This is a genomic window from Ancylobacter sonchi (genome assembly GCF_018390695.1).
GTDB lineage: Bacteria > Pseudomonadota > Alphaproteobacteria > Rhizobiales > Xanthobacteraceae > Ancylobacter > Ancylobacter sonchi.
Map to the genome: position 1 here is coordinate 1 of NZ_JAHBGF010000026.1, position 25,966 is coordinate 25,966.

General features: G+C 69.2%; 26 protein-coding genes, 1 tRNA gene and 1 pseudogene. 14 read left to right on the forward strand and 14 right to left on the reverse strand.

All coding sequences use genetic code 11. The features are described from left to right. The 5 genes and pseudogenes from KHC28_RS14490 to KHC28_RS14510 all read left to right on the forward strand — a co-directional run. The coding region (locus tag KHC28_RS14490) for a type IV secretion system protein (RefSeq protein ID WP_214009083.1) at positions 1–690 on the forward strand (690 nt) is incomplete at its 5' end. After that, positions 687–1,376, forward strand: coding sequence for a conjugal transfer protein TrbF (trbF, locus tag KHC28_RS14495; RefSeq protein ID WP_214009084.1), 690 nt, complete (start codon positions 687–689; stop codon positions 1,374–1,376). The genes KHC28_RS14490 and trbF, both read left to right, overlap by 4 nt. Continuing rightward, on the forward strand, positions 1,373–2,356 hold the full coding sequence (gene trbG, locus KHC28_RS14500) for a P-type conjugative transfer protein TrbG (RefSeq protein ID WP_214009085.1): 984 nt from the start codon (positions 1,373–1,375) through the stop codon (positions 2,354–2,356). The genes trbF and trbG overlap by 4 nt, the downstream gene beginning before the upstream one ends. Further along, positions 2,353–3,534 (forward strand): annotated as a pseudogene (locus tag KHC28_RS14505) (TraB/TrbI/VirB10 family type IV secretion system protein). Before trbG ends, KHC28_RS14505 begins: the two are co-directional and overlap by 4 nt. Positions 3,535–3,536: 2 nt before the next feature. Further along, positions 3,537–3,809, forward strand: coding sequence for a DUF2274 domain-containing protein (locus tag KHC28_RS14510; protein ID WP_214009086.1), 273 nt, complete (start codon positions 3,537–3,539; stop codon positions 3,807–3,809). A 382-nt stretch (positions 3,810–4,191) separates the two neighbouring features. Here KHC28_RS14510 and KHC28_RS14515 read toward each other — a convergent pair. The 3 genes from KHC28_RS14515 to KHC28_RS14525 all read right to left on the reverse strand — a co-directional run bounded on the left by KHC28_RS14515 (position 4,192) and on the right by KHC28_RS14525 (position 7,277). Further along, a tRNA-Arg gene (locus KHC28_RS14515) sits at positions 4,192–4,268 on the reverse strand. Between the two features lie 176 nt (positions 4,269–4,444). Continuing rightward, positions 4,445–5,737: a glycoside hydrolase 5 family protein gene (locus tag KHC28_RS14520; protein WP_246564847.1), complete on the reverse strand. Its 1,293-nt coding sequence runs from the start codon at positions 5,735–5,737 to the stop codon at positions 4,445–4,447. Further along, a complete protein-coding gene (locus KHC28_RS14525) occupies positions 5,730–7,277 on the reverse strand; it encodes a sensor histidine kinase (RefSeq protein ID WP_214009087.1) in 1,548 nt (515 codons plus the stop codon). The genes KHC28_RS14520 and KHC28_RS14525 overlap by 8 nt, the downstream gene beginning before the upstream one ends. 678 nt (positions 7,278–7,955) lie before the next feature. Between KHC28_RS14525 and rpmH the strand changes: the two genes are divergently transcribed. The 7 genes from rpmH to KHC28_RS14560 all read left to right on the forward strand — a co-directional run bounded on the left by rpmH (position 7,956) and on the right by KHC28_RS14560 (position 13,784). Then, positions 7,956–8,090 carry a 50S ribosomal protein L34 gene (rpmH, locus tag KHC28_RS14530; protein WP_213340341.1) on the forward strand — a complete coding sequence of 45 codons (135 nt, stop codon included), beginning with the start codon at positions 7,956–7,958 and terminating at the stop codon, positions 8,088–8,090. Between the two features lie 117 nt (positions 8,091–8,207). Beyond that, a complete protein-coding gene (gene rnpA / locus KHC28_RS14535) occupies positions 8,208–8,633 on the forward strand; it encodes a ribonuclease P protein component (protein ID WP_214009088.1) in 426 nt (141 codons plus the stop codon). Further along, positions 8,623–10,443, forward strand: a complete 1,821-nt coding sequence (yidC, locus tag KHC28_RS14540; protein ID WP_214009089.1) for a membrane protein insertase YidC — start codon at positions 8,623–8,625, stop codon at positions 10,441–10,443. The genes rnpA and yidC overlap by 11 nt, the downstream gene beginning before the upstream one ends. Positions 10,444–10,633: 190 nt before the next feature. Further along, positions 10,634–11,197: a YceI family protein gene (locus tag KHC28_RS14545; protein WP_214009090.1), complete on the forward strand. Its 564-nt coding sequence runs from the start codon at positions 10,634–10,636 to the stop codon at positions 11,195–11,197. Beyond that, positions 11,194–11,727, forward strand: a complete 534-nt coding sequence (locus tag KHC28_RS14550; RefSeq protein WP_214009091.1) for a cytochrome b — start codon at positions 11,194–11,196, stop codon at positions 11,725–11,727. The genes KHC28_RS14545 and KHC28_RS14550 overlap by 4 nt, the downstream gene beginning before the upstream one ends. 60 nt (positions 11,728–11,787) lie before the next feature. Next, positions 11,788–12,483 carry a ribosome biogenesis GTP-binding protein YihA/YsxC gene (gene yihA, locus KHC28_RS14555; protein WP_214009092.1) on the forward strand — a complete coding sequence of 232 codons (696 nt, stop codon included), beginning with the start codon at positions 11,788–11,790 and terminating at the stop codon, positions 12,481–12,483. 227 nt (positions 12,484–12,710) lie between these two features. Beyond that, positions 12,711–13,784: an NAD(P)-dependent alcohol dehydrogenase gene (locus tag KHC28_RS14560; RefSeq protein ID WP_214009093.1), complete on the forward strand. Its 1,074-nt coding sequence runs from the start codon at positions 12,711–12,713 to the stop codon at positions 13,782–13,784. Positions 13,785–14,322: 538 nt separating this feature from the next. On the opposite strand, the gene KHC28_RS14565 is transcribed toward KHC28_RS14560, so the two are convergent. After that, positions 14,323–15,360 (reverse strand): aldo/keto reductase, encoded by a 1,038-nt coding sequence (locus KHC28_RS14565; RefSeq protein WP_214009094.1) that lies wholly within the window; start codon positions 15,358–15,360, stop codon positions 14,323–14,325. 102 nt (positions 15,361–15,462) lie between these two features. Between KHC28_RS14565 and KHC28_RS14570 the strand changes: the two genes are divergently transcribed. Beyond that, positions 15,463–16,368, forward strand: coding sequence for a LysR family transcriptional regulator (locus KHC28_RS14570; protein WP_214009095.1), 906 nt, complete (start codon positions 15,463–15,465; stop codon positions 16,366–16,368). 24 nt (positions 16,369–16,392) lie between these two features. Here the strand turns inward: KHC28_RS14570 and KHC28_RS14575 are convergent, their stop codons facing one another. The 10 genes from KHC28_RS14575 to KHC28_RS14620 all read right to left on the reverse strand — a co-directional run bounded on the left by KHC28_RS14575 (position 16,393) and on the right by KHC28_RS14620 (position 25,051). Further along, a complete protein-coding gene (locus KHC28_RS14575; RefSeq protein WP_214009096.1) occupies positions 16,393–16,719 on the reverse strand; it encodes a helix-turn-helix domain-containing protein in 327 nt (108 codons plus the stop codon). Positions 16,720–16,781: 62 nt separating this feature from the next. Then, a complete protein-coding gene (ptsN, locus tag KHC28_RS14580; RefSeq protein ID WP_214009097.1) occupies positions 16,782–17,246 on the reverse strand; it encodes a PTS IIA-like nitrogen regulatory protein PtsN in 465 nt (154 codons plus the stop codon). Positions 17,247–17,331: 85 nt separating this feature from the next. Then, positions 17,332–17,925 carry a ribosome hibernation-promoting factor, HPF/YfiA family gene (gene hpf, locus KHC28_RS14585; protein WP_214009098.1) on the reverse strand — a complete coding sequence of 198 codons (594 nt, stop codon included), beginning with the start codon at positions 17,923–17,925 and terminating at the stop codon, positions 17,332–17,334. A 212-nt stretch (positions 17,926–18,137) separates the two neighbouring features. Beyond that, positions 18,138–19,724 (reverse strand): RNA polymerase factor sigma-54, encoded by a 1,587-nt coding sequence (rpoN, locus tag KHC28_RS14590; RefSeq protein WP_214009099.1) that lies wholly within the window; start codon positions 19,722–19,724, stop codon positions 18,138–18,140. Between the two features lie 57 nt (positions 19,725–19,781). Further along, positions 19,782–20,630: an LPS export ABC transporter ATP-binding protein gene (gene lptB / locus KHC28_RS14595; RefSeq protein WP_376772700.1), complete on the reverse strand. Its 849-nt coding sequence runs from the start codon at positions 20,628–20,630 to the stop codon at positions 19,782–19,784. Positions 20,631–20,903: 273 nt separating this feature from the next. Beyond that, positions 20,904–21,572 carry an LptA/OstA family protein gene (locus KHC28_RS14600; RefSeq protein ID WP_214009101.1) on the reverse strand — a complete coding sequence of 223 codons (669 nt, stop codon included), beginning with the start codon at positions 21,570–21,572 and terminating at the stop codon, positions 20,904–20,906. 89 nt (positions 21,573–21,661) lie between these two features. After that, positions 21,662–22,354, reverse strand: coding sequence for an LPS export ABC transporter periplasmic protein LptC (gene lptC / locus KHC28_RS14605; RefSeq protein ID WP_312893201.1), 693 nt, complete (start codon positions 22,352–22,354; stop codon positions 21,662–21,664). A gap of 198 nt (positions 22,355–22,552) precedes the next feature. Next, on the reverse strand, positions 22,553–23,185 hold the full coding sequence (locus KHC28_RS14610) for a ribonuclease D (protein WP_214009102.1): 633 nt from the start codon (positions 23,183–23,185) through the stop codon (positions 22,553–22,555). A gap of 82 nt (positions 23,186–23,267) precedes the next feature. Beyond that, entirely contained in the window at positions 23,268–24,212 is a 945-nt protein-coding gene (gene ubiA, locus KHC28_RS14615) for a 4-hydroxybenzoate octaprenyltransferase (protein WP_214009103.1), read from the reverse strand. A 20-nt stretch (positions 24,213–24,232) separates the two neighbouring features. Continuing rightward, positions 24,233–25,051, reverse strand: coding sequence for a hypothetical protein (locus KHC28_RS14620; RefSeq protein WP_246564849.1), 819 nt, complete (start codon positions 25,049–25,051; stop codon positions 24,233–24,235). Positions 25,052–25,181: 130 nt separating this feature from the next. Here KHC28_RS14620 and KHC28_RS14625 point away from each other — a divergent pair, with 130 nt between their 5' ends. Then, complete coding sequence (locus KHC28_RS14625; protein WP_214009104.1) at positions 25,182–25,946, forward strand: 16S rRNA (uracil(1498)-N(3))-methyltransferase; 765 nt, start codon at positions 25,182–25,184, stop codon at positions 25,944–25,946. The last annotated feature ends 20 nt before the right edge of the window (positions 25,947–25,966 follow it).

Genomic DNA, 25,966 nt, shown 5'->3' on the forward strand with positions numbered 1-25,966 from the left:
ATCCCCTTCGGCCTGTTCGGCAAAACCGCCTTCATGGCCGAACGGGTGCTGGGCAACGTCGTCTCCTCCGGCATCAAGGTCATGGTGCTCGCGGTCATCATCGGCATCGGCTCCACCCTTTTCGGCCAGTTCACCGCCGGCTTTGGCGGGCAGACGCCGACCATCGACGACGCGATGGCCATCGTGCTGGCTGCTCTTTCCCTTCTCGGTCTCGGCATCTTCGGCCCTGGCATTGCCGCGAGCCTTGTCTCCGGCGGCCCGCAGCTGAGCGCGGGGGCCGCGGTCGGCACGGGCCTCGCCGCCGGTGGCGCGCTGATGGCGGCCGGCGGTGCGGCCAGCCTCGCCGTCCGAGGCGGTGGGGCGGCGCTCTCCGCGACAGCGGCCGCGGCGCGGGGCGGTGCGACTGCTTACAGCATCGGCGCGGGAGGCCAGTCCGGCATGGCGAGTGTCGCCTCGGGACTAGGGAGCGTCGCACGCGCCGCGGGCTCCGCAGCCGTGACCCCGCTGGCGAACGCCGTCAACGGCACGGCATCGGCTTCCGCGGCCGGTGACGTGCCCGACTGGGCGAAGCACATGAAGCGCGGCCAATCGCTTCGCCATGGCGTCTCCGCCGCCGCCCATGCTGTGCACTCCGGTGACAGCCATGCCGGCGGCTCTTCCGTCTCCCTCAGCGAGAGCGACCGCTCATGAGCCTCTTCAAGCGACCCGCGACACATTACGGCACCTCGCCCGAGCCCGTCACGCCCTATCAGAAGGTGGCCCAGGTCTGGGACGAGCGCATCGGCTCGGCCCGTGTGCAGGCGAAGAACTGGCGACTGATGGCCTTTGGCAGTCTGTTGCTCTCGGCCGGCTTTGCCTCGGCGCTGATCTGGCAGTCGACGCGGGGCACCGTCGTGCCCTGGGTGGTCGAGGTGGATCGTCTTGGACAGACGCAGGCCGTAGGGCCTGCAACCGGCGATTATCGCCCAACCGATCCGCAGATCGCCTGGCATCTCGCCCGTTTCATCGAGCAGGTGCGCAGCCTGCCGGCGGATCCCGTCATCGTGCGGCAGAACTGGCTTCGGGCCTATGAGTTCACCACCGATCGGGGTGCTGCCGCGCTCAACGATTACGCCCGCGCCAACGATCCTTTTACCCGGGTCGGCAAGCAGCAGATCGCCGTCGAGGTCTCCAGCGTGATCCGGGCCTCCCCGGATTCCTTCCGCGTCGCCTGGGTCGAACGACGGTACGAGAACGGTCAGCTCGCCGCCACCGAGCGCTGGAGCGCGATCCTGACATTGGTGATCCAGCCGCCGCAGGATGCCGAGCGCCTGCGCACCAACCCGCTCGGCATCTATGTCAACGCCATCAGCTGGTCGCGGGAGTTGAGCCAGTGAAAACGTCGTGCCGTAAACCCGCATCTCCGGCTTTCCGCCACTCTGCCTTTGCGGCGCTCCTGCTATCGGCGACCGCGCTTGCTGGATGCGCTTCGGCACCGAAGCCGCCGCAGATCAGCTACGACAGTGACGTGCCGGCGCTGCCAGTAGTGCCCGCCGTTGTCACGGATGAGCGTCCGCGCCCGCTCCACACGCCGCCCGCCTGGACGCCGGCCAAGGGCGGCACGGACGCCAAAACACCCGTCGCCCGCGTAGAGAATGCCAATGCGGCGGCCCGCGTGGAGCCGCGCCGCGAGGGATACTACAACGCCATTCAGATCTATCCCTGGAGCGAAGGCGCGCTCTATCAAGTCTATGCGGCGCCCGGCCAGATCACCAATATCGCGCTGGAGCCGGGTGAGAGCCTGACTGGCAGTGGACCGATCGCGGCGGGCGATACCGCCCGCTGGATCATCGGCGACACCGAGAGCGGCGAGGGAGCGAGGCGGCGCGTGCATGTGTTGGTGAAACCGACGCGGGCGGATATCGCCACCAACCTCGTCATCACCACCGACCGGCGCAGCTACATGATCGAGCTGCGCGCCGGCGAGACGCCCTATATGCCGGCCGTCGCCTGGGCCTATCCGCAGGTTCCGGGAGCGCAGCGCCCCAGTATTCCGCCGGCCCCGGTCATTCCGAGCTTCGCCGCCCGCAACTACCGCTATGCGCTCACCGGAGACACGCCGCCCTGGCGGCCGATGGCCGTCTATGACGACGGGCGCAAGGTCTATGTCGAATTCCCGCGCGGGGTCCTTCAGGGCGAGATGCCGCCGCTCTTCGTCATCGGCGCCGATGGCGAACCCCAGATCGTCAACAGTCGCATCCACCAGAACATCCTGATCGTCGACCGGCTGTTCGGTGCCGCCGAGCTTCGCCTCGGTGGCGGCGAGCGTCCGCAGAAGGTGCGGATCGAGCGGACGGACGGGAGGCCGGCATCATGAGCAACCCCGACAATCATGACTTTGAGGTCGATCTCGCCGCTCCGAACACCGATCGCGCCGCCGCCATGCGGCTGCGTCCCGAGCCGCCGCGCGTCACACGTCTCTCCCGCAAGGTGATGGCCGGTGCCGGGCTAGTCGTCAGCATCGGCATTGGTGGCGCCCTGATCTATGCACTGCAGGGGCGCGACAAAGGCACCGGTGGTGAGGAGCTCTACTCCACGCAGAACCGCTCCACCGCCGATGGCCTTGCCGGCCTGCCGCGGGATTACACCGGCCCCATCCTTGGACCGCCGCTACCTGGCGACCTCGGCCGGCCGATCCTTGATGCACAGAACCGCGGCCAGCCCGTCGTGCCGCCGACAATGACGGCGCCACAGGCCGATCCCGAGCAGCAGCGGCGTCTGGCGGAACAGGAAGCCGCGCGGACCAGCCGCGTATTCTTCCAGGCGGCGCAGGCTCGCGCGAGCGCGCCTTCGGGGGCGAGTGCTTCCGGCTTCAGCAGCCCTGGCTAGGCGGGAACGGGCGGCACGTCCTCACCCCAGGATCGCCAGCTCGCCTTCCTCAATGCCACTGTGGATCGGCGCGTGGTCGCATCCGATCGCGTCATGGCACCGGCGTCGCCCTATGTGCTGCAGGCGGGCGCCGTCATACCGGCTGCGCTCATCACCGGTATCCGCTCAGACCTGCCCGGCCAGATCAGCGCGCAGGTGACCGAGAACGTCTATGACAGCCCGACCGGCCGCATTCTGATCATCCCGCAGGGAACGAAGCTGCTCGGCCAGTACGACAATGGCGTCGGCTTCGGACAGCGCCGCATCCTGCTGGTCTGGAACCGGCTGATCCTCCCCAATGGCCGCTCCATCGTGCTCGAGCGCCAGCCCGGCACGGATGCGCAGGGTTATGCTGGCCTTGAGGACGGCGTCGACATGCACTGGTGGGATCTCGCCAAGGCGGTCGGCCTCTCGACCTTGCTTTCCGTCAGCGCCGAGCTCGCCATGGATGATGAGGACGAACTGATCCAGGCGCTCCAAAGCGGGGCGCAGGACACCATCAACGATGCCGGGCAGGAAATCATCCGCCGGCAGCTGCAGGTCGCGCCCACCCTGACCATCCGGCCGGGATTCCCGGTGCAGGTCATGGTGGCCCGCGACCTCGTGCTCGAACCCTACAGGTATTGACCATGGCGAAGCTGAAGCTCGGACCTATCGCCAACGACAAGCCGGTGAAGGTGGCGCTGTCGCTGCCCGGCGCGCTGCACCGCGATCTTGTCGCCTACGCCGAGGTGCTCGCTCGGGAAACCGGCCAGCCTGTCCCGGATCCAGCAAAGCTCATCGTGCCGATGCTGGAGCGTTTCATCGCCACGGATCGCGAATTCGCCAAGGCGTGCCGCGCGGCTGGCGGCGCTGCGAGCATCAGCGCGTCGCAGCCTGCTCCCGGACCATCTTCCGTGTGAGGCTGAGCAAAGTTCACACCAACGGGTTGTCGTTGCGAGGCGAGTAGATCATCGAGAACGGCACCTCCGCACCGACCGGCGAGTTAGACACGGCGTCCGACGCCGATCCCCGCCCTCGACTGGGCCGCCAACCCGACGTGGCCAACGGTGCGGGCGGCACAAAGGCGCGTCTGTGCGGGCGGCCGCATGCGGCGGCGAGGCTGGCAGCACTTCTGCGCGCCCACTTTTAGGTCTCGTTGTTCAGGTGCATCGGCTGGGGGAGCGCTTCGTCCCGTAGCGAAAAGACGGCGGGAGAAACGTATCGGACCGCGAAAACCGTTTCAAAAACCGTTTCAGCTCACGTGTTTGAAACGGTGAAATCCAGCTAAGTCCTTGAAAATAATGGCGCGCCCGAAAGGATTCGAACCTCTGACCCCCAGATTCGTAGTCTGGTGCTCTATCCAGCTGAGCTACGGGCGCCCGGCCGGGGTCGTGAAACCCGCTGGCCTTCGTCGCGGAGGCGTTACCCCTCGCGAGAGGCCCGTCAGCTACCCCGTTTCCGCAGGCAATGCAACATCCCTGTCACAACGGATCGCAGGGAAAGCCGATCCGCCTGTGGAAAAATTTCCGCGCGCCACGATGACGGAACGGCGCGCTCATCGCACCTCGAACGGCAGATTCGCCGTCGCGGCCGCGCCGCGCCCGTCGCGGATCTCGACGAAAAGCCGATATTTTCCAATGGGTAGCGCCCGCACCCGCGCTCCGTCCCGCGTCGCGACGGCGGCGCCGGCCACCATCTCGGCATCCGGCTCGAAATCGCCGGCGACGGTGCGGATGCGCGATTCCTCGCGAACGATCCAACGAATGTCCAAGGGGTCGCCGTCGGGATCGCTCGCCGCCAGCTCCACTTCCCACGCCTCGGAAGCCGCGACGCTGGCATAGGGCTGCGACGGGTTGGCGACGAGGCGCAGGGCGGCGATGCGCGGGGCATGGTTGCCGTCCGTCGTCCGGCCGCTCCACGCCTCCGCCATCGATTCGGCCGCCTCGGTCCACTCGCCGGAAGGCAGGCGCAGGCTGTGCCAGCTCGGCGTCACCTCCTGCTTCCAGCCCCACAAAAACAGAATGATCCCAACCTCTTGCTTCTCCAGCGCCGCAATGTAGCGCCGCAGCTCGATGGCCTTCTGGGTGGAGGTCAGCTCGAAGGGCGCGCCCCAGGGGGCCGTCGCGGCCTGCCACTGGCCGCGCGCGCCCAGCTCGGTGATGACGACCGGACCTGTCCATCCCTGGTCGCGGGCGCGGGCGACGACGGAATAAAGCGCGTCGCCATAGGCATTTATGCCGAGAACATCGATGCTCGGCGCCGCCGCGCGCAGCTTCGCCACCTTGTCGGCGCCGGTCTCGGCCAGCACGGCGATGCGCGGATGAGCGGGATCGACGGCCTTCACCATCGCCGCCACTTCCTCGATCGCCGGCCAGACGGCGCGATCGTCGGCCAGCTCCGATTCCACCTCGTTGCCGATGCCCCACATCAGCAGGCCCGGATGATCCTTATATTTCTCAACGGTTTGGCGAAATTCGCCGAGCTGCCTGTCCACGAAGGAGCGGTCGGCATAGTCGACGCCGCGGCGCGGATGCTCGACCCACAGGCCGACGATCACCTTCAGTCCCGCCTGCCGCGCCGCCTCCAGTACCGGGCCGGGATCGCCGCCATAGGTGCGCACCGTGGTGGCGCCGAGAACGGCGAGCTCGGCCAGCTGGTCCTCTCCCGCCGCGCCGCGAACCGGGAAGGGCTTGCCGTCGACGAGAATCCGCGTGCCGGAGACGCTGACAGGGTCGGCCATGGCGACTCCGGACAGGATGGTGAGGTGGACGATCAGGACGATACGTCCGATCAGGCCGATCACCGACCGGCACAGGAGAAGCGGGAGGGCCCGCGCGCGGTCAGCCATGCGACCGCAGCGCCCGGTGAGCCTCGAGATCGACCGGACGGTCGGGGATGCGCAGCTGGAAGGTGGCGCCGATCGTGCCGGGCACCAGGCGGATCTCGCCGCCATGCGCCTGCATCAGCTCGGCGGCGATGGCGAGGCCGAGGCCGGTGCCGCCGCGCCGCGCCGACCCCTGGAAGGCCTCGAACAGATGCACCCGCGCCGCCTCCGGCACGCCGGGGCCGGTATCGGCGACCTCGACCACCACCGCGGAGCCTTCGCGGCGGCCGGTGACGCGGATCTGGTCGCGCAGCGGGTCGTTGGGGGCACGGGCGGCGAGCGCCTCCACCGCGTTGCGGCAGAGATTGAGCAGCACGCGGAACAACTGGTCGGGATCGGCGTCGACCTTGAGGCCGCGCTCAACCGAGTCCACCCAGCCGATGGCGGCGCCGTCCTCGGGGCTGAGCCCCAGCGTCGCCTGCACGTCAGCGATCAGCGGCGCCAGCGCCACCATCCGCCGCTCCGGCGGCGGCTCCTGCGCCTTGCCGTAGGCGAGCGTGTGCTCGCAATAGGCGATGGCGCGGTCGAGCGCCGCCTCCAGCTTGGGGGCGAAGCGCTGCACGGCGGGATCGCGGATCATGGCAAGGCGATCGGAAAGCAACTGCACCGAGGCGAGCAGGTTGCGCAGGTCGTGGTTGATCTTGGAGACCGCGAGCCCCAGCGCCGCCAGCCGGCTCTTCTGCTGCAGCGTCTCGCGGATCTGCCGCTGCATCTCGGTGAATTCGCGCTCCGCCTGGCCGATCTCGTCCATGCGGGCGGTGGGATCGAGCGCCGCCGGCAGCGCGCCGGGCGCCTCGCGGAAGGCGACCATGCGCTGGGTGAGCCGGCGCATCGGCCGCACGAACATCCAGGCGAGGCCGAGATAGATCAGTCCGCCGGTCAGCGCGGCGATGATCAGCGACACCAGCACGAGGTTGCGGGTGAAGCGCAGCATCGCCTTGCGCAGCGGCGTCTCGTCGATGACGATCTCGACGAAGCCGCCGAGCCGCGGCGGGGTGCCGACCACGCGGATGATGCGCCCGTCGGGCGCGAAAAGCGTGTCCACCGCCTCGGTCACCGCCTGCCACGGCGAGACGTCGCGCAGATCGACATGCAGATCGACCTCGGGCGGCATGTCGGTGGAGGCGAGCAGGCGGCGGGTGTCGTTGCGCTTCAGGGCGACGGTGATGGCGCCGACGCTGCCCAGCAGCTCGCGAGTGAGGTCGGGCGGCACCATCTCCTGCGGCGCCGCGTCCAGCACCAGCGCGGCGGTGCGGGCGGCGGCGAGCCGGTCCGACAGCCAGTTGACGCGATAGGCGGCGATCGACGGCACGATGATCAGCAGTTCCGCCAGCACCACGAAGGCGACGGTGAAGGCCAGCAGCTTGCCGGACAGGCCGAGATGGCGGGAGAACCGGGGCACGACCGGCTCCCGCACGGCAGGCTCCGCCGCCGCCGCGACGGGCGGCAGCGTGCGCTCGGAGAGCGAAGCCGGAGGCGCAGCGGCATCGAGAGGCGTCGTCATCGCAGCCTTGTCTGGTCACGGTCCGTCATTCGGACCCGAGACGCGTGCGCGCGTCGCATGGACGAGCGCGTCGCACGGAATCGTGAAAGCATATAAGATCGATTGCGGCCGTGGCGAGGCCGCGCACCGCGCGATGCCCCGCAACTGACGGCCGGGCAACACCTGTCGCCGGACAATACCTGCCGCCGGCGCGAAGGCGGTGCGGCGGCCCCGGCGGGCGCCGCACCGCCGCAGACCGAGAGAATCGGTCCTCGCAGCCCTCCCCGGCCTCGATCCGGCGACGGCGCCGGCCGGTCGGCGACCGGAGGCGGCCGGCGCGGCGTCGGGAACATGGCAGGCGGGAATATGGCAGGATCGACACCGGACATGCGGCGCGCCGCCGGCGCGTACGCCGCGCACGGTACCGGGAATTGCGTGACTGGCGCACCGCCCGCCGCGGGGGTAGGAGAGACGCACGCCGGTGCGCCGCGCGCGTCGCGGCGGAACTCGCGGCAAAGGCAGCGTTGCCGCGTTGACTTGTCTGCCCCATCCCCCTATAAGCCGCCTCCGAACCTCGGCTGCCCTGGCGGCCGGGCTGTCTCCCATATTGACGCAAGAGTGCCGCACCTTTGTCGCGGCCCGCGTTCAAGGGGGGCAATCCGGTCCCGGGCGGCATAACCAGACTGCGGAGAGACACCCGTGAAGCGCACTTATCAACCGAGCAAGCTCGTGCGCGCCCGCCGCCACGGTTTTCGTGCGCGCATGGCGACCCGTAACGGCCGCAAGATCATTGCTGCCCGCCGCGCGCATGGCCGCAAGCGCCTGTCGGCCTGATCCGATCCCTGACATGACCGCGACGCCTGCCGCCGCGGTCATCCTGTCTCTGGTCGAGAGGGCTGAGATGGCACGGGCTGGGGTCAGCCTCGCCCTCGCCTGAGGAACGGCGCCCTTATGGACCGGCTCGTCAAGCGCAAGGACTTCCTCGCCGCCGCCGGCGGGCTCCGGGCCAATTCCGGGCCGCTGCTGCTGCAGGCCCGTGACCGCGCCGACGACGGCGCCGCGCGCATCGGTCTCACCGTCACCAAGAAGCACGGCAATGCCGTCGAGCGGAACCGCATCCGGCGCCGCCTGCGTGAAGCCGTGCGCGCCGCCCTGCCCCACGTGGCACGGCCTGGTTTCGACTATGTGATCGTCGCCCGACGCGCCACGCTTTCCACGCGCTTCACCGACCTCATAAACGACATCGAGCGGGGCATAACCCGCCTCCATTCTGGGAACCGGCGCCGGCACCCGCCCGCGCGGCCCCAACCTGCCGCGGCTTCAGCCGCCGTGCAGGCGACCGCGCACGCCGACGGAGAGACTGCGCATGACGAGTGAAAACCGCAACATGATCGTCGCCATCGTCATGTCGATGGCGGTGTTGCTGGCCTGGCAGTATTTCTCGGGCATCCCGCAAATGGAGGCCCAGCGTCAGGCGCAGCAGCAGCAGGCGGCGCAGCAGGGCCAGCAGGCGGCCACCCCGGCGGCACCGGGCGCGCCCTCCGATGCCTCCGCTCCCGCGCCGGCTGCGGTCGCCGCCAAGGCGATGACCCGCGAGGAGGCCCTCGCCCGCACGCCGCGCGTTGCCATCGACACCCCGAGCGTCACCGGCTCGGTGTCGCTGCGCGGCGGGCGCATCGACGACCTGTCGCTGAAGAACTACCGCGAGACGGTGCAGCCGAACTCGCCGATCATCACCCTGCTCTCGCCCTCCGGCGGGCCGAACCCGTTCTATGCCGAATTCGGCTGGGTCGCCGCCTCCGGCTCCAATGTGAAGCTGCCGGCCCCGGACGCGCTGTGGACCGCCCCCGAAGGCGCCAAGCTGACCACCGAGACCCCGCTCACCCTCACCTACGACAATGGCGAAGGACAGATCTTCCGCCGCACCCTCTCCATCGACGCCAACTACATGTTCCATGTGGTCGACGAGGTGGAGAACAACGGCGCTGCCGCCGTCGCGCTGCATCCCTTCGCGCTGGTCTCGCGCCACGGCACCCCGCACACGCTCGGCTACTACATCCTGCATGAAGGCCTGATCGGCGTGACCTCCGAGGGCGGCCTGCACGAGATCAAGTACAAGGACATCGCCGACCGGAAGACCGAGACCTTCAACTCGACCGGCGGCTGGCTGGGCATCACCGACAAGTACTGGGCGACCACCGTCATCCCGGATTCCGCCGAGAAGGTGCAGGCGCGCTTCTCCGCCGCCCAGAACGGCAACGACCTCACCTACCAGACCGACTTCCTCGGCGACGCCGTCACCATCGAGCCGGGCGCCAAGGCGACCCGCGACGGCCGGCTGTTCGCCGGCGCCAAGGTGGTGCGCCTCGTCGACGGCTACCAGGCGCAGTACAATATCGACCGCTTCGACCGGCTGATCGACTGGGGCTGGTTCTACTTCATCACCAAGCCGCTCTTCGTCGTCATCGACTGGATCTATCACCTGGTCGGCAATTTCGGCATCGCCATCCTGGTGGTCACCGTGCTGATCAAGGGCATCTTCTTCCCGCTCGCCAACAAGAGCTACGCCTCGATGGCGAAGATGAAGGCGGTGCAGCCGGAGATCCAGGCGCTGCGCGAGCGCTATGGCGACGACCGCACCAAGCTCCAGCAGGAGATGATGGAGATCTACAAGAAGGAGAAGATCAACCCGATCGCCGGGTGTCTTCCGATCCTGATCCAGATCCCCGTCTTCTTCGCGCTCTACAAGGTGCTGTTCGTCACCATCGAAATGCGGCACGCGCCGTTCTTCGGCTGGATCAAGGACCTCTCGGCGCCCGACCCGACCACCCTGTTCAACCTGTTCGGGCTGATCCCCTGGGATCCCTCGCAGGTGCCGATGATCGGCCACTTCCTGATGCTCGGCATCTGGCCGATCATCATGGGCTGCACCATGTGGGCGCAGATGAAGCTCAACCCGGCCCCGCCGGATCCGACCCAGAAGATGATCTTCGACTGGATGCCGCTGATCTTCACCTTCATGCTGTCGTCCTTCGCCTCCGGCCTCGTCATCTACTGGGCCTGGAACAACACCCTCTCGGTGCTGCAGCAATCGGTGATCATGCGCCGCAACGGCGTGAAGGTGGAGCTCTGGGATAATTTCAAGAGCACCTTCCGCCTCGGCCGGAAGAAGGCCGGAACGGGCTAGCGACCCGGCCGGCACGGCAAACGACACGGACGGCGGGAACGGCCAGGCGGCGGTTCCCGCCGTTTTCGTTTGCGCCGCCCGGCGCGCCGCCCGCCATGGGCACACATCCGCGCGATCCGCCTCGCCACCCGGACAGGGCGGGTATAGAATGCCGGCCCGGTCCCGAGGCGTTCCGCCCTGAGGTGATCCGATGCGGCAGGTCACTGTGAAAGGCTTCGCCGTCGCCGCCCTGCTTCTCGTGGCGGGCTTACCGCTGCGCGCCGAGCCCTATCGCATCAACCCGTCGCAGACCCAGATCGCCTTCGAGATCGGCGCCAAGGGCTACCCGCTCACCCATGGCGTGTTCCGCCGCTTCACCTCGCGGCTGACGATCGACCTCGACCGGCCGCAGCGCTCCTCGGTGCGGTTCTCCGTCGCCTCCGCCTCGCTCGACACCCGCTCGCCGGCGCTCGACACCTATGTGCGCGGCCCCGCCTTCCTCGATTCCGACCGCTATCCCGACATCCGCTTCACCTCCACCTCGGTGGAGAAGCTCGACGACAGCTCGGTGCGGGTGAGCGGCGACATGACGCTGCTCGGCACCACGCGGCCGGAGAGCTTCACCGTCGAGGTCAAGCGCGACGGCGGGCGCGGCTTCAGCTTCCACGCCGAGTTCGGCGTGCGGCGCTCGCGCTACGGCATGACCGCCGGCCTGCCGCTGGTCGCCGACGACGTGCGCATCATCGTCGCCGCGCATGCGGACGGCTCGCAATGACGGCACCGCGCCACTGGAGTCTCCCGCTGCGGCTGCTGCACTGGCTGATGGCGGCGCTCATACTGGCGCTGCTGGCGGTGGGCTGGTCGATGACGCATGTCCAGCGCGATCTCGGCACCAGCTTCGCGCTCTATCAGTGGCACAAATCCTACGGGCTGCTGGTGCTGCCACTGCTGGCGCTGCGCCTCCTCGCCCGGCTCGCCCCCACGCCGCCGCCGGTCGAGCATTCCCGCCTCGAGCGGCAGGCGGCGAAGGCGGCGCATCTGGGCTTCTACGCGCTGATGCTGGCCGTGCCGGCGAGCGGCTGGCTGATGGCGGCTTCTTCGCCGCTGGCCCTGCCGACACGGCCGTTCGAACTGTTCACCCTGCCGGCGCCGGTCGGACCGGACGAGGCGCTGTTCGACCGGCTGCAGCTCCTGCACGAGGTGCTCGCCTATGCGCTGCTGGCGCTGCTGGCCCTGCATGTGCTGGCCGTGCTGAAGCACCAGCTGGTCGATCGCGACGGCATTCTGCGGCGGATCACCTTCTGATCGGCGCTCGCGCGGCCGCAACGGCTTGCGCAACGGCGCCGGGCGGCGGATAAGCGGGCCATGAGCACCGACATTCCCAACGCCGATACCTCCCCCGAGGACGCCGCCCGCGCCGCCGAGCAGGCCGCCCTCATCGAGGCCGGCCGCAAGCTGTTCGCCGGCGAGTGGAACTTCCTCACCGCCGCCCCGACCATCGACACGCTGCCGGCGATGCGCGGCATCGAGATCGCTTTTGCCGGGCGCTCCAATGTCGGCAAGTCGAGCCTCGTCAACGCGCTGACCGGCCGCAAGGCGCTGGCGCGCACCTCGGTGACGCCGGGCCGCACGCAGGAGCTGATCTTCTTCGGCCTCGGGCCGGACCTGACGCTGGTCGACATGCCCGGCTACGGCTTCGCGCAGGCGCCGAAGGAGAAGGTCGACGCCTGGACGGCGACCATCCACGCCTATCTGCGCGGCCGCGCCAATCTCGCCCGCGTCTTCGTACTGATCGATTCCCGCCACGGGCTGAAGCCGATCGACCTCGGCGTGCTCGACGGGCTCGACAAGGCGGCGGTGTCCTACGCCATCGTGCTGACCAAGGCCGACCAGCTGAAGACGGCCGAGCTCGCCACCCGCCTCGAGGAGACGCAGGCCGCGCTCACCCGCCGGCCGGCGGCGTTTCCGGTGGTGTTCCCGACCTCCTCGCGCGAGGGTACCGGCATGCCGGAGCTGCGCGCCGCCGTGGTGACGCTGATGCGCGAGCGCGGGATTTCCTGAAGTCCGGCCGCCTGAGCCAGCGGGCGCCAGCCCGCCGGCGGTACGAAGCCGGCAATTGACCCGTGTCATGTTCTTCCCCGGCCCGGCGTGCATAGTGGTGCCCGCCTGAAGCCTTTCCGGCTAACCCCGGTTCACCGGAAAGGCTTCAGGTTGTTGTTCGGACGCGTTTTCTTCACGCGAACCGGATGCCACTTCGCTCGAAAACGCGCTCGCTCAGGAGGAACGCCATGCCCCGCATGAAAGCCGCCATCTTCGTCGAGAAGGGACGCATCGTTCTCGACGACAAGCCGATCCCCGATGTCGGCCCGCTCGACGCGCTGGTGCGCATCACCACCACCACCATTTGCGGCACCGACGTCCACATCCTCAAGGGCGAGTACCCGGTCGAGAAGGGCCTGACCATCGGCCACGAGCCGGTGGGCGTCATCGAGAAGCTCGGCTCGGCAGTGACCGGCTATCGCGAGGGCCAGCGGGTGATCGCCGGCGCCATCACGCCGTCCGGCCATTCCTATGCCTGCCTGTGCGGCTGCGGCTCGCAGGACGGGCCGGGCACCAGGCACGGCTTCAAGGCGATGGGCGGCTGGAAGTTCGGCAACACCATCGACGGCGCGCAGGCGGAATATGTGCTGGTGCCGGACGCGCTCGCCAACCTCGCCCCGGTGCCCGGTCATCTCAGCGACGACGAGGTGCTGATGTGCCCGGACATCATGTCGACCGGCTTCTCCGGCGCCGAATCCGGCGCGGTGCAGATCGGCGACCATGTGGCGGTGTTCGCGCTCGGCCCCATCGGCCTGTGCGCGGTGGCTGGTGCCAAGCTGAAGGGCGCGACGCGGATCATCGGCGTCGACACCGTGCCGGAGCGGCTCGCCATCGCCAAGCAGCTCGGCTGCTCCGACGTGGTCGACTTCAAGGCCGGCGACGTGGTGGAGCAGATCCTGGCGCTGACCGACGGGCGCGGCGTCGACGTCGCCATCGAGGCGCTGGGCACGCAGGGCACCTTTGAATCGGCGCTCAGGGTGTTGCGGCCGGGCGGCACGCTGTCCTCGCTCGGCGTTTACTCGACCGACCTGAAGATCCCGCTCGGCGCCTTCTCCGCCGGGCTCGGCGACAACAAGATTGTCACCACGCTATGCCCCGGCGGCAAGGAACGCATGCGCCGGCTGATGGACGTGATCGCCGCCGGCCGGGTCGACCTGAAGCCGCTGGTGACGCACCGCTTCAAGCTCGACGACATCGAGGCCGCCTATGAGCTGTTCGCCAACCAGCGCGACGGCGTGCTGAAGGTGGCGATCACGCCGTAGGGGGCTTGAGGCCTCTATTCTCCCTTCTTCCCCTCTTCCAGACCGGGAGAGGGGCTTTCTTGGCCTCCCGATGCCGTCGCTCCTCACCGACCCGCCGTACGGCCCACCTCCCCGTCGAAACCGGAAGTCCCCGGTTTCGACATCGTCGGGACCGAACCCGGCAGCAGCCGGGCTCGAGCGGGGAGAGGAAAGGAAAGGCCGGAACGCGACGAATATCCGCAGGCTGCTGATTCCGCCCCCTCGCGTCGCAACAGCGGGCGCGGCCGCTTCTCCCCCTCCCCCATCGAACTCGGCTGATGCCGAGCTCGATCTTCTAGAAGTCAAACTCGGCATCAGCCGAGTTTGACGGAGAGGGAGGGGGTGAAGGCCTTCTTGGCCTCCCAATGTCGTCGCCCCTCACCGACCCGCTTCGCGGGCCACCTCTCCTCGACGGGGAGAGGAACAAGTGAGGGCGCTCGGCATGTCGCATTCCGTCGACTCAGCCGCCGGGGCACGCTGGCCAGCGGCGGCGGAGCGCGCATGTCTGCGTGCAGCTCCCTCACCCCACCATGGGCGGATCGAGGCGGGCGAAGCCGGCCTGGCGGCGATAGGGGAAGGCGGGATAGGGAGCGGTCACCGCACTCGCCGCGTCGAGCCGGGCGATCTGCCCGGCGTCGAGCGCCCAGCCCACCGCGCCGAGATTGTCGATGAGCTGCGCCTCGTTGCGGGCGCCGAGGATCACCGAGGCGACGGTCGGTCGTTGCAGCAGCCAGTTGATGGCGATCTGCGGCACGCTGCGGCCGGTCTCCTCAGCCAGCTCCTCCAGCACGTCGACGATGCGATAGAGCCGCTCTTCCTCCACCGGCGGGCCGAACTCCGCCGTCGCGTTGAGCCGGCTGCCGGCCGGTAGCGGCGCGCCGCGGCGGATCTTGCCGGTGAGCCGGCCCCAGCCGAGCGGGCTCCACACCAGCGCCCCCAGCCCCTGATCGGCGCCGAGCGGCATCAGTTCCCACTCATAGTCGCGGCCGACCAGCGAGTAATAGACCTGGTTGGCGACATAGCGCGGCCAGCCATGCCGCTCGCTGGCCGCCAGCGCCTTCATGATCTGCCAGCCGGCGAAGTTCGACACCCCGACATAGCGCAGCTTGCCGGCGCGAATCAGCGCGTCGAGCGTCGCCAGCACCTCCTCGACCGGCGTCGCCGCGTCGAAGGCATGCAGCTGGAACAGGTCGATATAGTCGGTGCCGAGCCGGGCGAGCGCATCGTCCACCGCGCGCAGCAGGCGCGGGCGCGAGGTGCCGGCCTCGTTCGGCCCCTCCCCCATTGGCAACCCGGCCTTGGTGGAGATCAGCACCTTGTCGCGCTGGCCGCGGATCGCCTCGCCCAGCACCCGCTCCGAGGCGCCGTCGGAATAGACGTCGGCGGTGTCGAACAGGTTCACCCCGGCGTCGAGGCAGATGTCGACGAGGCGCCGTGCCTCCGCCGCATCGGCGGTGCCCCAATGGCCGAACAGCGGCCCGGTGCCGCCGAAGGTGCCGGCACCGAAGGAAAGCGCCGGTACCTTCAGGCCCGAGCGCCCGAGCGGGCGATAATCCATGGCAGGCTCTCCTATCTCCATTCTGCTGCCGCGAAGATGGAGTCGCCCGCATTTGTGAGATAGACTGCCGATCGGCATATCATCTGTGAGTTTAAAGACCGAATGGCGCGCGGCGAGATCAACCGCTCCGGCGAGATGGAAGTGTTCGTGCGGGTGGTGGAGCAGGGCGGCTTCTCCGCCGCCGCCCGCGCCAGCCGGATGACGCCCTCGGCGGTGAGTAAGCTGGTGGCCCGGCTGGAGGCGCGACTGGGCTCGCGCCTCGTCACCCGCTCGACCCGCCGGCTGGAACTCACCCCGGAAGGCTGCGCCTTCTACGAGCGCGCGGCGCGCATCCTCGCCGACATCGAGGAGGCCGAGCGCAGCGCCGGCGCCGGCGAGCGGCCGGCGGGGCGGATCAGGATCAGCACCAGCGCTTCCTATGGCGCGCATGTGCTGGCGCCGCTGCTGCCGGACTTCCTCGCCCGCCATCCCGGCGTCAGCCTCGACATCGTCGAGACCGACACCGTGATCGACCTGCTCGCCGAACGGGTGGACGTCGCCATCCGCGCCGGCGAGCTGAAGGCCTCCAGCCTGCTCGCCCGCCGGCTCGGCGATACCGGCAAGGTGATCGTCGCCGCGCCAGCCTATCTGGCGCAGGCCGGGATGCCGCGACGCGCCGCCGATCTCGACGCGCATGTACGGATCGGCTTCGGCTATGCGCGGGCGGCGGAGGACTGGCCGCTGCGGGAGGACGGGCGGGAGGTGACGCTGCCGCCCTCGGCCCGCGTGCAGGCGAGCGATGGCGAGGGCGTCCGCCGGCTGGCGGTGGCCGGCGTCGGGCTGGCCCGGCTCGCCACCTTCACCGTGCGGGCCGACATCGCGGCGGGACGGCTGGTGCCGGTGCTGGAGGCGCTGAATCCCGGCGACCGCGAGAGCTTCCACGCCGTGCATCCCGGCAGCGGCGGCCCGCTGCCGGCGCGGGTGCGGGCGCTGATCGACTTCCTCGCCGAGCGTGGCCGGGTGACGTGAGCCGGCCGGGGACCGTTTCCGCCGTCACACGTCGTTGGCGGAGGACAGGTTCTCCGGCTGGATATAGGACGGCGTCGAGCGCAGCCGCAGGCCCGGCCCGCCGCCGGCGCTCGGCAGACCGGAATCGATGAACTCGACCCCGGCATGCTCCAGCGCCCGGCGCATGCGCACGCTCTCATTGGGGTCTTCGCCATCGCCCGGCTCGCGGCCCTGCTCGAACGCCTCGACATAGGCGGCGGTCACCCCGGAATGGCCGGCGAGATCCTCCACCTTCCAGCCGAGCATGGCGCGGGCGGCGCGGCACTGTTCGGCGCCGAGCGCCGGGACGCCGGAATCGAGCGGATCGGCCATGGAACTCTCCTGATGAAACGGAAGCGAGGATGCCGGCGCCGCGCCGGCACTCGCGACGCCGCTCAGGCGGCGTTGGAGGCGGTGGTGCCGTTGAGGATGGCGTAGATGGCAGCGGCGTCGTGCGAGGTGCGCAGCTTCTTGGCGGCCTCGGGGTCGCGCAGCAGCCGCGCCACGCGGGCGAGCGCCTTGAGATGGTCGGCTCCCGCCGCCTCCGGCGCCAAGAGCAGGAACACCAAATCCACCGGCTCGCCGTCCAGCGCCTCGAAGTCGATCGGCTTGTCCAGCCGCGCGAACAGGCCGAACAGCTTGTCCATCTTGGCCAGCTTGCCGTGCGGGATGGCGATGCCGTTGCCGACCCCGGTGGAGCCCAGCCGCTCGCGCGAATTGAGCGTCTCGAAGATCTCCCGCTCGTCGCGGTTCAGAAGGGCGGCGGCCTTGGCCGAAAGCTCCTGCAACGCCTGCTTCTTGCTGCCGACCCGCAAGGCAGGAAATACCGCAGGCAGGGCGAGAATATCGTTCAGGGCCATAGCGCGATCCGGATGGAGAGCGTGGGCGTTTGGCGGACGCGGGACGGGACGACCCCGCCCGCGTTCCGAGGGTGACGACGGGAGGTCAATGCACGTCTTCCGCGGCAGCGAGCGGCGGATCGATCCAGCCGACATGACCGTCGACCCGGCGATACACCACATTGACGCGGCCATGGCTGGCATGGCGGAACACCAGCACCGCCGCGCCGGTGAAATCCAGTTCCAGCACCGCGTCGCTGACCGCGAGACGCGGCATGTCGGCGGTCGCCTCGGCCACCACGGTCGGGCTCCAGCCGTCGAAGCCTTCGCCTTCCTCGTGGTCGGGGGTCTCGAAGACAGTGAGCGGCACCGTCTCGGGCGCGCCGGCCTGCACCTCGCCATTCGGCGCGCGGCGCTTCACCCGGCTCTTGTAGCGTCGCAGGCGCGTCTCGATGCGCTCCACCGCCGCATCGGCGCTCGAATAGGGATCCTGGGCGCCGCCATGCGCCTGCAGGATGGCGCCGCTGTCGAGATGCAGCGCGCAGTCCGAGCGATAGCCGGACCCCTCTCGCGCGACGGTGACGTGGCCGGACCAGCCGCCGTCGAAATACTTGTCCATGACATCGGCCAGCCGGTCGGAAACCCGCTGGCGCAATGCCTCTCCAACGTCGAGATTTTTGCCAGAAACCCGCAGCGGCATCGTGACTCGTCCCTCTGCTGGGGCATGAGCGGGGAGAACTACGTGCACAACGCTCCTCCCGCCTGTTGCCCGAACCCCCTACTTGCCCGGCCGGTGCCTTTAAGAGGTAGGAGCCGTGAGGGAAAGTGTCAACGTAAACCGAGGTGTACCGCCCGGCAGCACACAGTTTCGCGGTTTTCCGGCTCGCCGGAGCGGCCGGAAAGTACGGCGCGTCAACTGCCGGCGGCCGCCGCCTGCTTCTCCCGCCGGCGCTGCACCGAGGAGGGAATGCGCATCGCCTCGCGGTACTTGGCCACCGTTCGACGCGCTATGTCGATGCCGGACTCGCGCAGGCGTTGCACCAGCGTGTCGTCGGACAGCACGTCGTCGGGGGTCTCGGCGTCGATCATCTGCTTGATGCGGAACCGCACCGATTCGGCCGAATGTGCTTCGCCGCCGTCGGAAGAAGAGATCGACGAGGAGAAGAAATACTTCATCTCGAAGATTCCGCGCGGCGTCGCCATGTATTTGTTCGAGGTGACGCGCGAAACCGTGGATTCGTGCATGCCGATGGCGTCCGCCACCATGCGCAGATTCAGCGGCCGCAAATGCTGCACGCCCAGCGTCAGGAAGGCGTCCTGCTGGCGCACGATCTCGATGGCGACCTTCAGGATGGTACGCGCCCGCTGGTCGAGCGAGCGGGTGAGCCAGGTTGCCGTCTGCATGCAGTCGGTGAGGAAGGCCTTCTCGCGGTCGTTGCGGGTGGTCTTCGACACCCGCGAATAATAGGCCTGGTTCACCAGCACGCGCGGCAGCGTGTCGGAATTGAGCTCGACATGCCACGAGCCGTCGCTGGCCGGGCGCACGAACACGTCGGGCACCACCGGCTGGATGACGCCGGAGCCGAAGGCGAGGCCGGGCTTGGGGTTGAGCCGGCGCACCTCGCCGACCATCTCGGCGAGGTCCTCCTCGTCGACCCCGCACAGGCGGCGCAGCGCGTTGAACTCCCGCCGCGCCAGCAGGTCGAGATGCGACAGCAGCGCCGCCATCGCCGGATCGAAGCGGTTGCGCTCCTTGAGCTGCAGAGCGAGGCACTCGGCCAGCGAGCGGGCACCGATGCCCGGCGGATCGAAGCCGTGAATGATGGCGAGCACCGCCTCGACCCGTGCCGGCGGGGCGCCGAGCTTCTCCGCCACGCTGGCGAGATCGGAGGTGAGGTAGCCGGCCTCGTCGATGAGATCGATGAGGTGATGGCCGATCAGCCGGTCCACGGGATCGGTGAGCGCCATGGTGAGCTGGCCGGCGAGGTGGTCGGCGAGAGAGGTCTCGGCGGGAACGAAGGATTCGAGATTGTAGCCTTCCTCGTCGCGCCCGCCGCCGCCGACGCCGGCCCATTCCGAATAGGCCGGCGCATCGGCGCCCGGGGCGCCGCCCGCCTGTTCGCGGCCGACATCGTCCGGGAAAACGTTCTCCAGCCCGGTATCGAGCCGGTCCTCGATGGCGCTGCGCGAGGAATCCAGCCGGTCCTCCAGCCAGTCGGCGGCCTGGGCCTCGCGCTCGGCGCCGTGCCCTTCGGGCACTGCCTCGTGCGCCTCGTGGACCGCGACCTCCAGCACGCTCTCGGCGCGCTCGCCGGCCGCCCCGCCCTCGCCTTCCGGCTCGGACTGGCGCTCCAGCAGCGGATTGCGCTCAAGCTCCGCCTCGACATAGGCGACGAGATCGAGATTGGAGAGCTGCAGCAGCTTGATGGCCTGCATCAGCTGCGGCGTCATCACCAGCGACTGGGTCTGGCGGAATTCGAGACGCGGGCTCAGCGACATGGAAGCAGGCCTCCATGACCGATGCGGCAAAGGCGTGAGCGCGACGCATACGCCATGTTACAGCCGGAACTCCTCGCCGAGATAAAGCCGGCGCACCTCGGGGTTGGCGACGATCTCGTCGGGCGAACCCTCCATCAGCACCGTGCCGGAATGGATGATGTAGGCCCGGTCGATGAGGCCGAGTGTCTCGCGCACATTGTGATCGGTGATCAGCACGCCGATGCCGCGATGGGTGAGGTGGCGCACCAGCGCCTGGATGTCGCCCACCGCGATCGGATCGATGCCGGCGAAAGGCTCGTCGAGCAGCATGAAGGTCGGCCGCGTCGCCAGGGCGCGGGCGATCTCGACGCGCCGCCGCTCGCCGCCCGACAGCGCGATGGAGGGCGACTTGCGCACATGGGTGACGCGGAACTCTTCGAGCAGCGCGTCGAGCTCCATCTCCCGGCGCTTGCGGTCCGGCTCGACCATCTCCAGCACGGCGCGCAGATTGTCCTCGACCGACAGGCCGCGGAAGATCGAGGCTTCCTGCGGCAGGTAGCCGACGCCGAGACGGGCGCGGCGATACATCGGCAGATGGGTGACGTCATGGCCGTCGAGCTCGATGCGGCCGGCATCGGCCTTCACGAGGCCGGTGATCATGTAGAAGATCGTCGTCTTGCCGGCGCCGTTCGGCCCGAGCAGACCCACCGCCTCGCCGCGCCGGACGCCGAGGCTGGCCTCGCGCACCACCCGGCGGCCGCCATACTGCTTGACGAGCCCGGTCGCCCGCAGCAGGCCGGCCGACGACGATACCGCCGGCTGCCGCATTCCCGCCGGGGTCTCGCCAGGACGCCGGCCACGGCCGACACCATTCTGCGGAGCCCCGCCATTCCCGGAACCGTAGTCCGCTGCTGCCGGCGGGACCATCTGGCGTTCGCGGCTGCCTACCGGAAACAATCTCACGCGCACCCTCCGTGGTGAAAGCACCACTAGAAGGGTGATAAACAATCCCGGACGCGCTGGCAAATGGCGGCAAGCAAAAACCGGGCCGAAATCGTTCGGGAAGCCGCGCGAAGCGAAAAAACGCCATAAAAAGCCGCTTGCCGGCGCTAAGGCCGGCGCGGGTCTCACGCCCTTCTCTACCCTGGCACCACCCTGCCCGCCGGATCGCCGCTGCGGCGCCGACGGGGGATGCCGCAACTAGGGCTTCGGCTTGGCCGGCGCACCAGGCTGCTGCTTCATCGCGCCCGGCACGATCAGGCTCTCCACCCGGCCGCCCTCGATGCGCGAGGTGCCGGTGGTGAGATCGACCACCAGCCGCTTGCCGCGGATCACGTTCTGGCCGGAGGTCAGCACCACCGGATTGCCGGTGAGGGTGATGGTGTTGGTCTTGGTCTCGAACACGCCCTGATCGCCGGTCGCCTGCTGTTCCTTGGTGGTGACGATCACCCCACCATTGATCTCCAGCCGGCGGATCGACGAGGAATTGATCGGGTTGCCCGCCGCCGGGTCGGCCGTCGACGTGCCCGCCGGGGCGGCCTTGCCGTCGTCGGCCTTGTTGTCGCCGTCGGCCTTGCCCTCGACGCCGGTAAGGCTCTTGCCGTCATAGAACACCACCAGCTCGCGCGAGCGCATGTTGGTGTCGCCCTGCTGCACCACGACATTGCCGGAGAAGATCGCCTTCTTCTCCTGGTCGCGCACTTCGAGGCTGTTGGCGTCGATCTTGATCGGCTGGTCGCGATTGGCCGCGAAGCCCTGCAGGGCGTTCGGCACGTTCTGCTGCGCGACCGCCGGCCGCACGAGCAGCGCGACCGCGAGAGCGGGGGCAAGGGCGAGCAGGACGGCGGTGGAGCGGGACAAAGCGTGCATGACCTATGTCTATCCGGCTGCGGGCAGGCATTCAATGGGCAGCCGCCCGGTTCGGCCCGGCCTAGTGACGCAAGCGCCGCCGGCCGTGCTCACGGCGTCGCCTGCGAGCGCGGGGCGGCAACCGGGTCCATCGCCACGGCGTTCGACGCCGGCCCGGCCTCGGCCTTGTGCTCCGGCGGCAGCTTGAACACCAGCGTGACATTGCCGGTGAACAGCGCGCGCGCGTCCTTCTGCGTCACTTCCATGCGATCGGCGGTGAGCTTGGCATCGGTATAGGTCAGCTCCACCGGGTGCTCGCTGACCATACGGCCCTCGCGCATGCTGACCGCCGCATCCTGCAGCTTGCCGGCATAGCCCGCATTGGTGGCGAAGGTGATGCCCTCGCCGAGATGGATGTCCTGCGTCTTGGTGTCGTAGCTGCCGACCTTGGCGGTCAGCTTGGCCCAGCCCTGCTCGGCAAGCTCGATGCGGGCATTGATCACCTCGAGGTCGATGCGGTTCGGCTGGGTGAGGTCCTGCGAGGCCGCTTCAGCGGTCAGGTTGTAGCCGCGATTGTCCTCGGTGAAGCCGTTGAGCTTGGGGAATTCCATCTTGATGCGGCTGCCCGACAGCGAGGCGCGGCCGAGCTCCAGCGGCAGGTTCACCGGAATGCGGAACGGATCCAGCCAGGCGATGCCGCCGACGATGACCAGCCCCGCCACCACCAGCACCGGCATGCCGCGCTTGAACACGCGCACCCATCGGCTGTGGCTGGCCGCATCGCGGAAACGCTGCGCCGACACGGCCGCTCGGCGTGGCGATGCCCCGCTCCCCGACTCCGACGCAGCACGCTCGGCGGATGTAAACTGACGATTCATGAGTTGAGGCACGTCCCCGGTCGCCGGCCCCTCCAGCGGCGCCTAAAATGGCTATTCCGCCTCCGCCATGCAAGCCACGCCGGGTTCAACCACGGGACAACCGGGGCAACCTGTTGATTACGCTCAACTATGCGCGAAGATATCTTCCTCCGGCCAGCCGGCGAGGTCGAGCGCGGCGCGGGTCGGCAGGAAACGGAAGCAGGATTCGGCGAGCTGGGTGCGCCCCTCGCGCGCCAACATGGCGGCGAGCTTCTCGCGGATGGCGTGCAAATAGAGCACGTCGGACGCCGCATATTGCAGCTGCGCGTCGGTGAGGCTCTCCGCCGCCCAGTCCGAGCTCTGCTGCTGCTTCGACAGGTCGACGCCGATCAGCTCGCGGGCGAGCTCCTTCAGCCCGTGGCGGTCGGTATAGGTGCGGGTGAGCTTGGAGGCGATCTTGGTGCACCAGATCGGCTCGACGGTGACGCCGAACGCCTTGCCGAGCACCGCGACGTCGAAGCGGGCGAAGTGGAACAGCTTGACGATGGCGGGATCGGCGAGCAGCGCCTCGAGGTTCGGCGCGCTGCCCGGGCCGGCGCCGGCCGGGATCTGCACCACGTCGGCCGAGCCGTCGCCGGGCGACAGCTGCACCACGCAGAGCCGGTCGCGATGCGGATTGAGGCCGAGCGTTTCGGTGTCGATCGCCACGAAGGGCGACTTTTCCGGCGAATAGCGCGAGAGATCGACGAGATCGCCGCGGTGCAGACGGATGGTCATGAGCTCGGCCCTTTATGCGATGGCGGTGATTATCACCCGGCACCGGCGCCGACAACCCGAGCCGCCAACCCGTCCAGCAAGCTCAGCCGGCCAGCGCCTGCAGCACGAAGCCGGCGAACAGGACCAGCCCGGCGTCGCGATTGGAGCGGAACAGCCTCAGGCACAGCGCCGGGTTGTCAATGTCGAGCCGCGCGATCTGCCAGGCGAGATGGCCGGCGAACAAGGCCGCGCCGGCATAGGCGTAGACACCGCCGCCCGCCGCCGCCACCGCCGCCGCGATCAGCAGCGCCGCACCGGCATAGAGGCCGACCAGCCACGGCCGGGTCTGGCGCTCGAACAGCCGGGCGGAGGACTTCACCCCCACCGCCTCGTCATCGGCGCGGTCCATATGCGCGTAGATGGTGTCGTAGCCGATCACCCACAGGATGGCGCCGGCATAGAGCAGCAGCGCGGCGGGCGGTAGCGCCTGCATCAGCGCGGCGAAGCCCATCAGCGCGCCCCAGGAGAAGCACAGCCCCAGCACCGCCTGCGGGATCCAGATCACCCGCTTCATCAAGGGATAGATCGCGACGATGCCGAGCGAGGACAGCGCGGTGACCTGCGCGAAGCGCGGCAGGCAGAGCAGCACCAGGAGGCCGACCAGCGCCTGCGCCACCAGGAAGGCGAAGGCGGCGGCGAGGCTGACCTGGCCGGAGGGCAGCGGGCGCGAGCGGGTGCGCTCGACCTTGCCGTCGATGTCGCGGTCGAGAATGTCGTTCCAGGTGCAGCCGGCCCCGCGCATGGCGACGGCGCCGAGCGCGAACAGCACCAGATAGGCCAGCGCCGCCAGCGGATCGGGCGTCACACCCTGCGCCAGCATGGTGCGGGCGGCGAGCGCCACCGACCACCAGCAGGGGATGAGCAGCAGCCACGAGCCGATCGGCCGGTCGACGCGGGCGAGACGCAGATAAGGCTGCGCGAAGGCGGGCGCGTGGCGCTCCACCCAATTGCCCGCGGCATCGGCAGGCGCGGCGGCGGGGGTGATCATGACGGGCGGCGCGGAAACGGTCAGCGCAGCGCGTTGCCGCCGAGCGTGTCGAACACGCCGCCGGGCTTGTTGGCGGACACGCCGGGCAGGCCGCTCGGCAGGCCGAGACCGGCCGACACCGCGCTCTGCGGCGGCGGGCCGGAGGGACCTGCGCCGCCGCCTTCCTTCATCTCCATGGCGACCTTGCACACCTTGTCGCGCACGCCGAGGACGTTGCTGGTGCTCTCGCCCAGCTTGGTGATCACCTCGTCCGGCACGCCGCACTTGGTCTTGTTGGTGCGCAGATAGGAGAGGAACTTCTGCTGCGAGGTGGCGAAATTGCGGAACAGCGGGCAGAGCTCCGTGGGCGGCACCTTCTTCTTGCTCGCCGCCTGCAGCGCGCCGCCGCGCGATTCGAGATCGGTGCGCAGCTTGTTCACATTGGTCTGGCAGTCGGCCATGTCGCCGGTGGGCTGCTGCACCATGCCGCCGGGCATGGTCATGTGCATCTGCCCCGGCGCGGATGCGGCGGGCGCCGACGACATCGCGGGCGCAGACAGCGAGGGCGACGACAGCGACGGCGCGGCGCTGCCGAGATCCGGGGTGGTGTCGATCGTCGCCGCGGGAGCGGTCGCCGGCGCGGCGGTGGGCGCGGGAGCCACGGGCGCGGGGCTGACGGGCGCGGTACTGGCCTGGGGAGTGGTCTCGGTGCTGCCGCCGGCCGCTCCGATCCATTGCGCGCCGGCCGAACCCGTCGTCAGCGCCACCCCGGCCACGGCCGCGAGGCCGATGACGGCGGCGCGAGCGCCGCGCGTCGCGCGAATGCTGGCCCGATGGCCTTCCCAATTCTGGCGTGTCATTCCGTCTTCCGCTGCAGGGACGTCGCTTACCAAGCGTGATACAGAGGCCTGAAAGATAGGGCAATATCACGGCAGAATGGTTAATTCCGACTGCTGGGGCCCACTCACACAGGCAGATACGGGCAGACTTATGGCACGCATGCGCGGCGAGGGCGCCGAAGCCGAGGCTTACGACTTCCGTGCCCAGCGCCTCTTTGTGCCGGACGACCTCGGCGAGGGGGTGGAGATCCGCCTCGACCGCGACCGCGCCCACTATGTCGCCGACGTGATCCGGCTGGAGCCGGGGGCCGCGCTGCACCTGTTCAACGGCCGCGACGGCGAGTGGCGCGCGGTGCGCCAGAGCGCCGGAAAGCGCGACGTCGCCTTACGTTGCGAGAGCCGGCTGCGGGCGCAGGCGCCGCTCGCTGCGCTCGACTATGTCTTCGCGCCACTGAAGCATGCCCGGCTCGACTACATGGTGCAGAAGGCGGTGGAGATGGGCGCCGGACGGCTGGTGCCGGTGATCACCCGCCACACCCAGGCGACCCGGGTGAACACCGAGCGCATGCGGGCCAACGTCATCGAGGCGGCCGAGCAATGCGGCATTCTCGCCGTGCCGGAGGTGGCCGAACCACTGCCCTTCGAGCGCTGGCTGGCCGGCCTCGAACACGAAAAAGTGATACTATTTTGTGACGAAGCCGCCGGGCCGGGCGACCCGGTGGCGAAGATCCGCGCCGCCGGCGAGGCGCCGCTCGCGGTACTGATCGGACCCGAGGGCGGCTTTGCCGAGGTCGAGCGCCGGATGCTTGTCGCGCACGATAGAACCATCGTTCTGTCGCTCGGCCCCCGCGTGCTGCGCGCCGACACGGCGGCGGTGGCGGCGCTCGCCCTGGTCGGCGCGGCGCGGGAAATCTGACGTAGCGGCAGGCCTCAAAT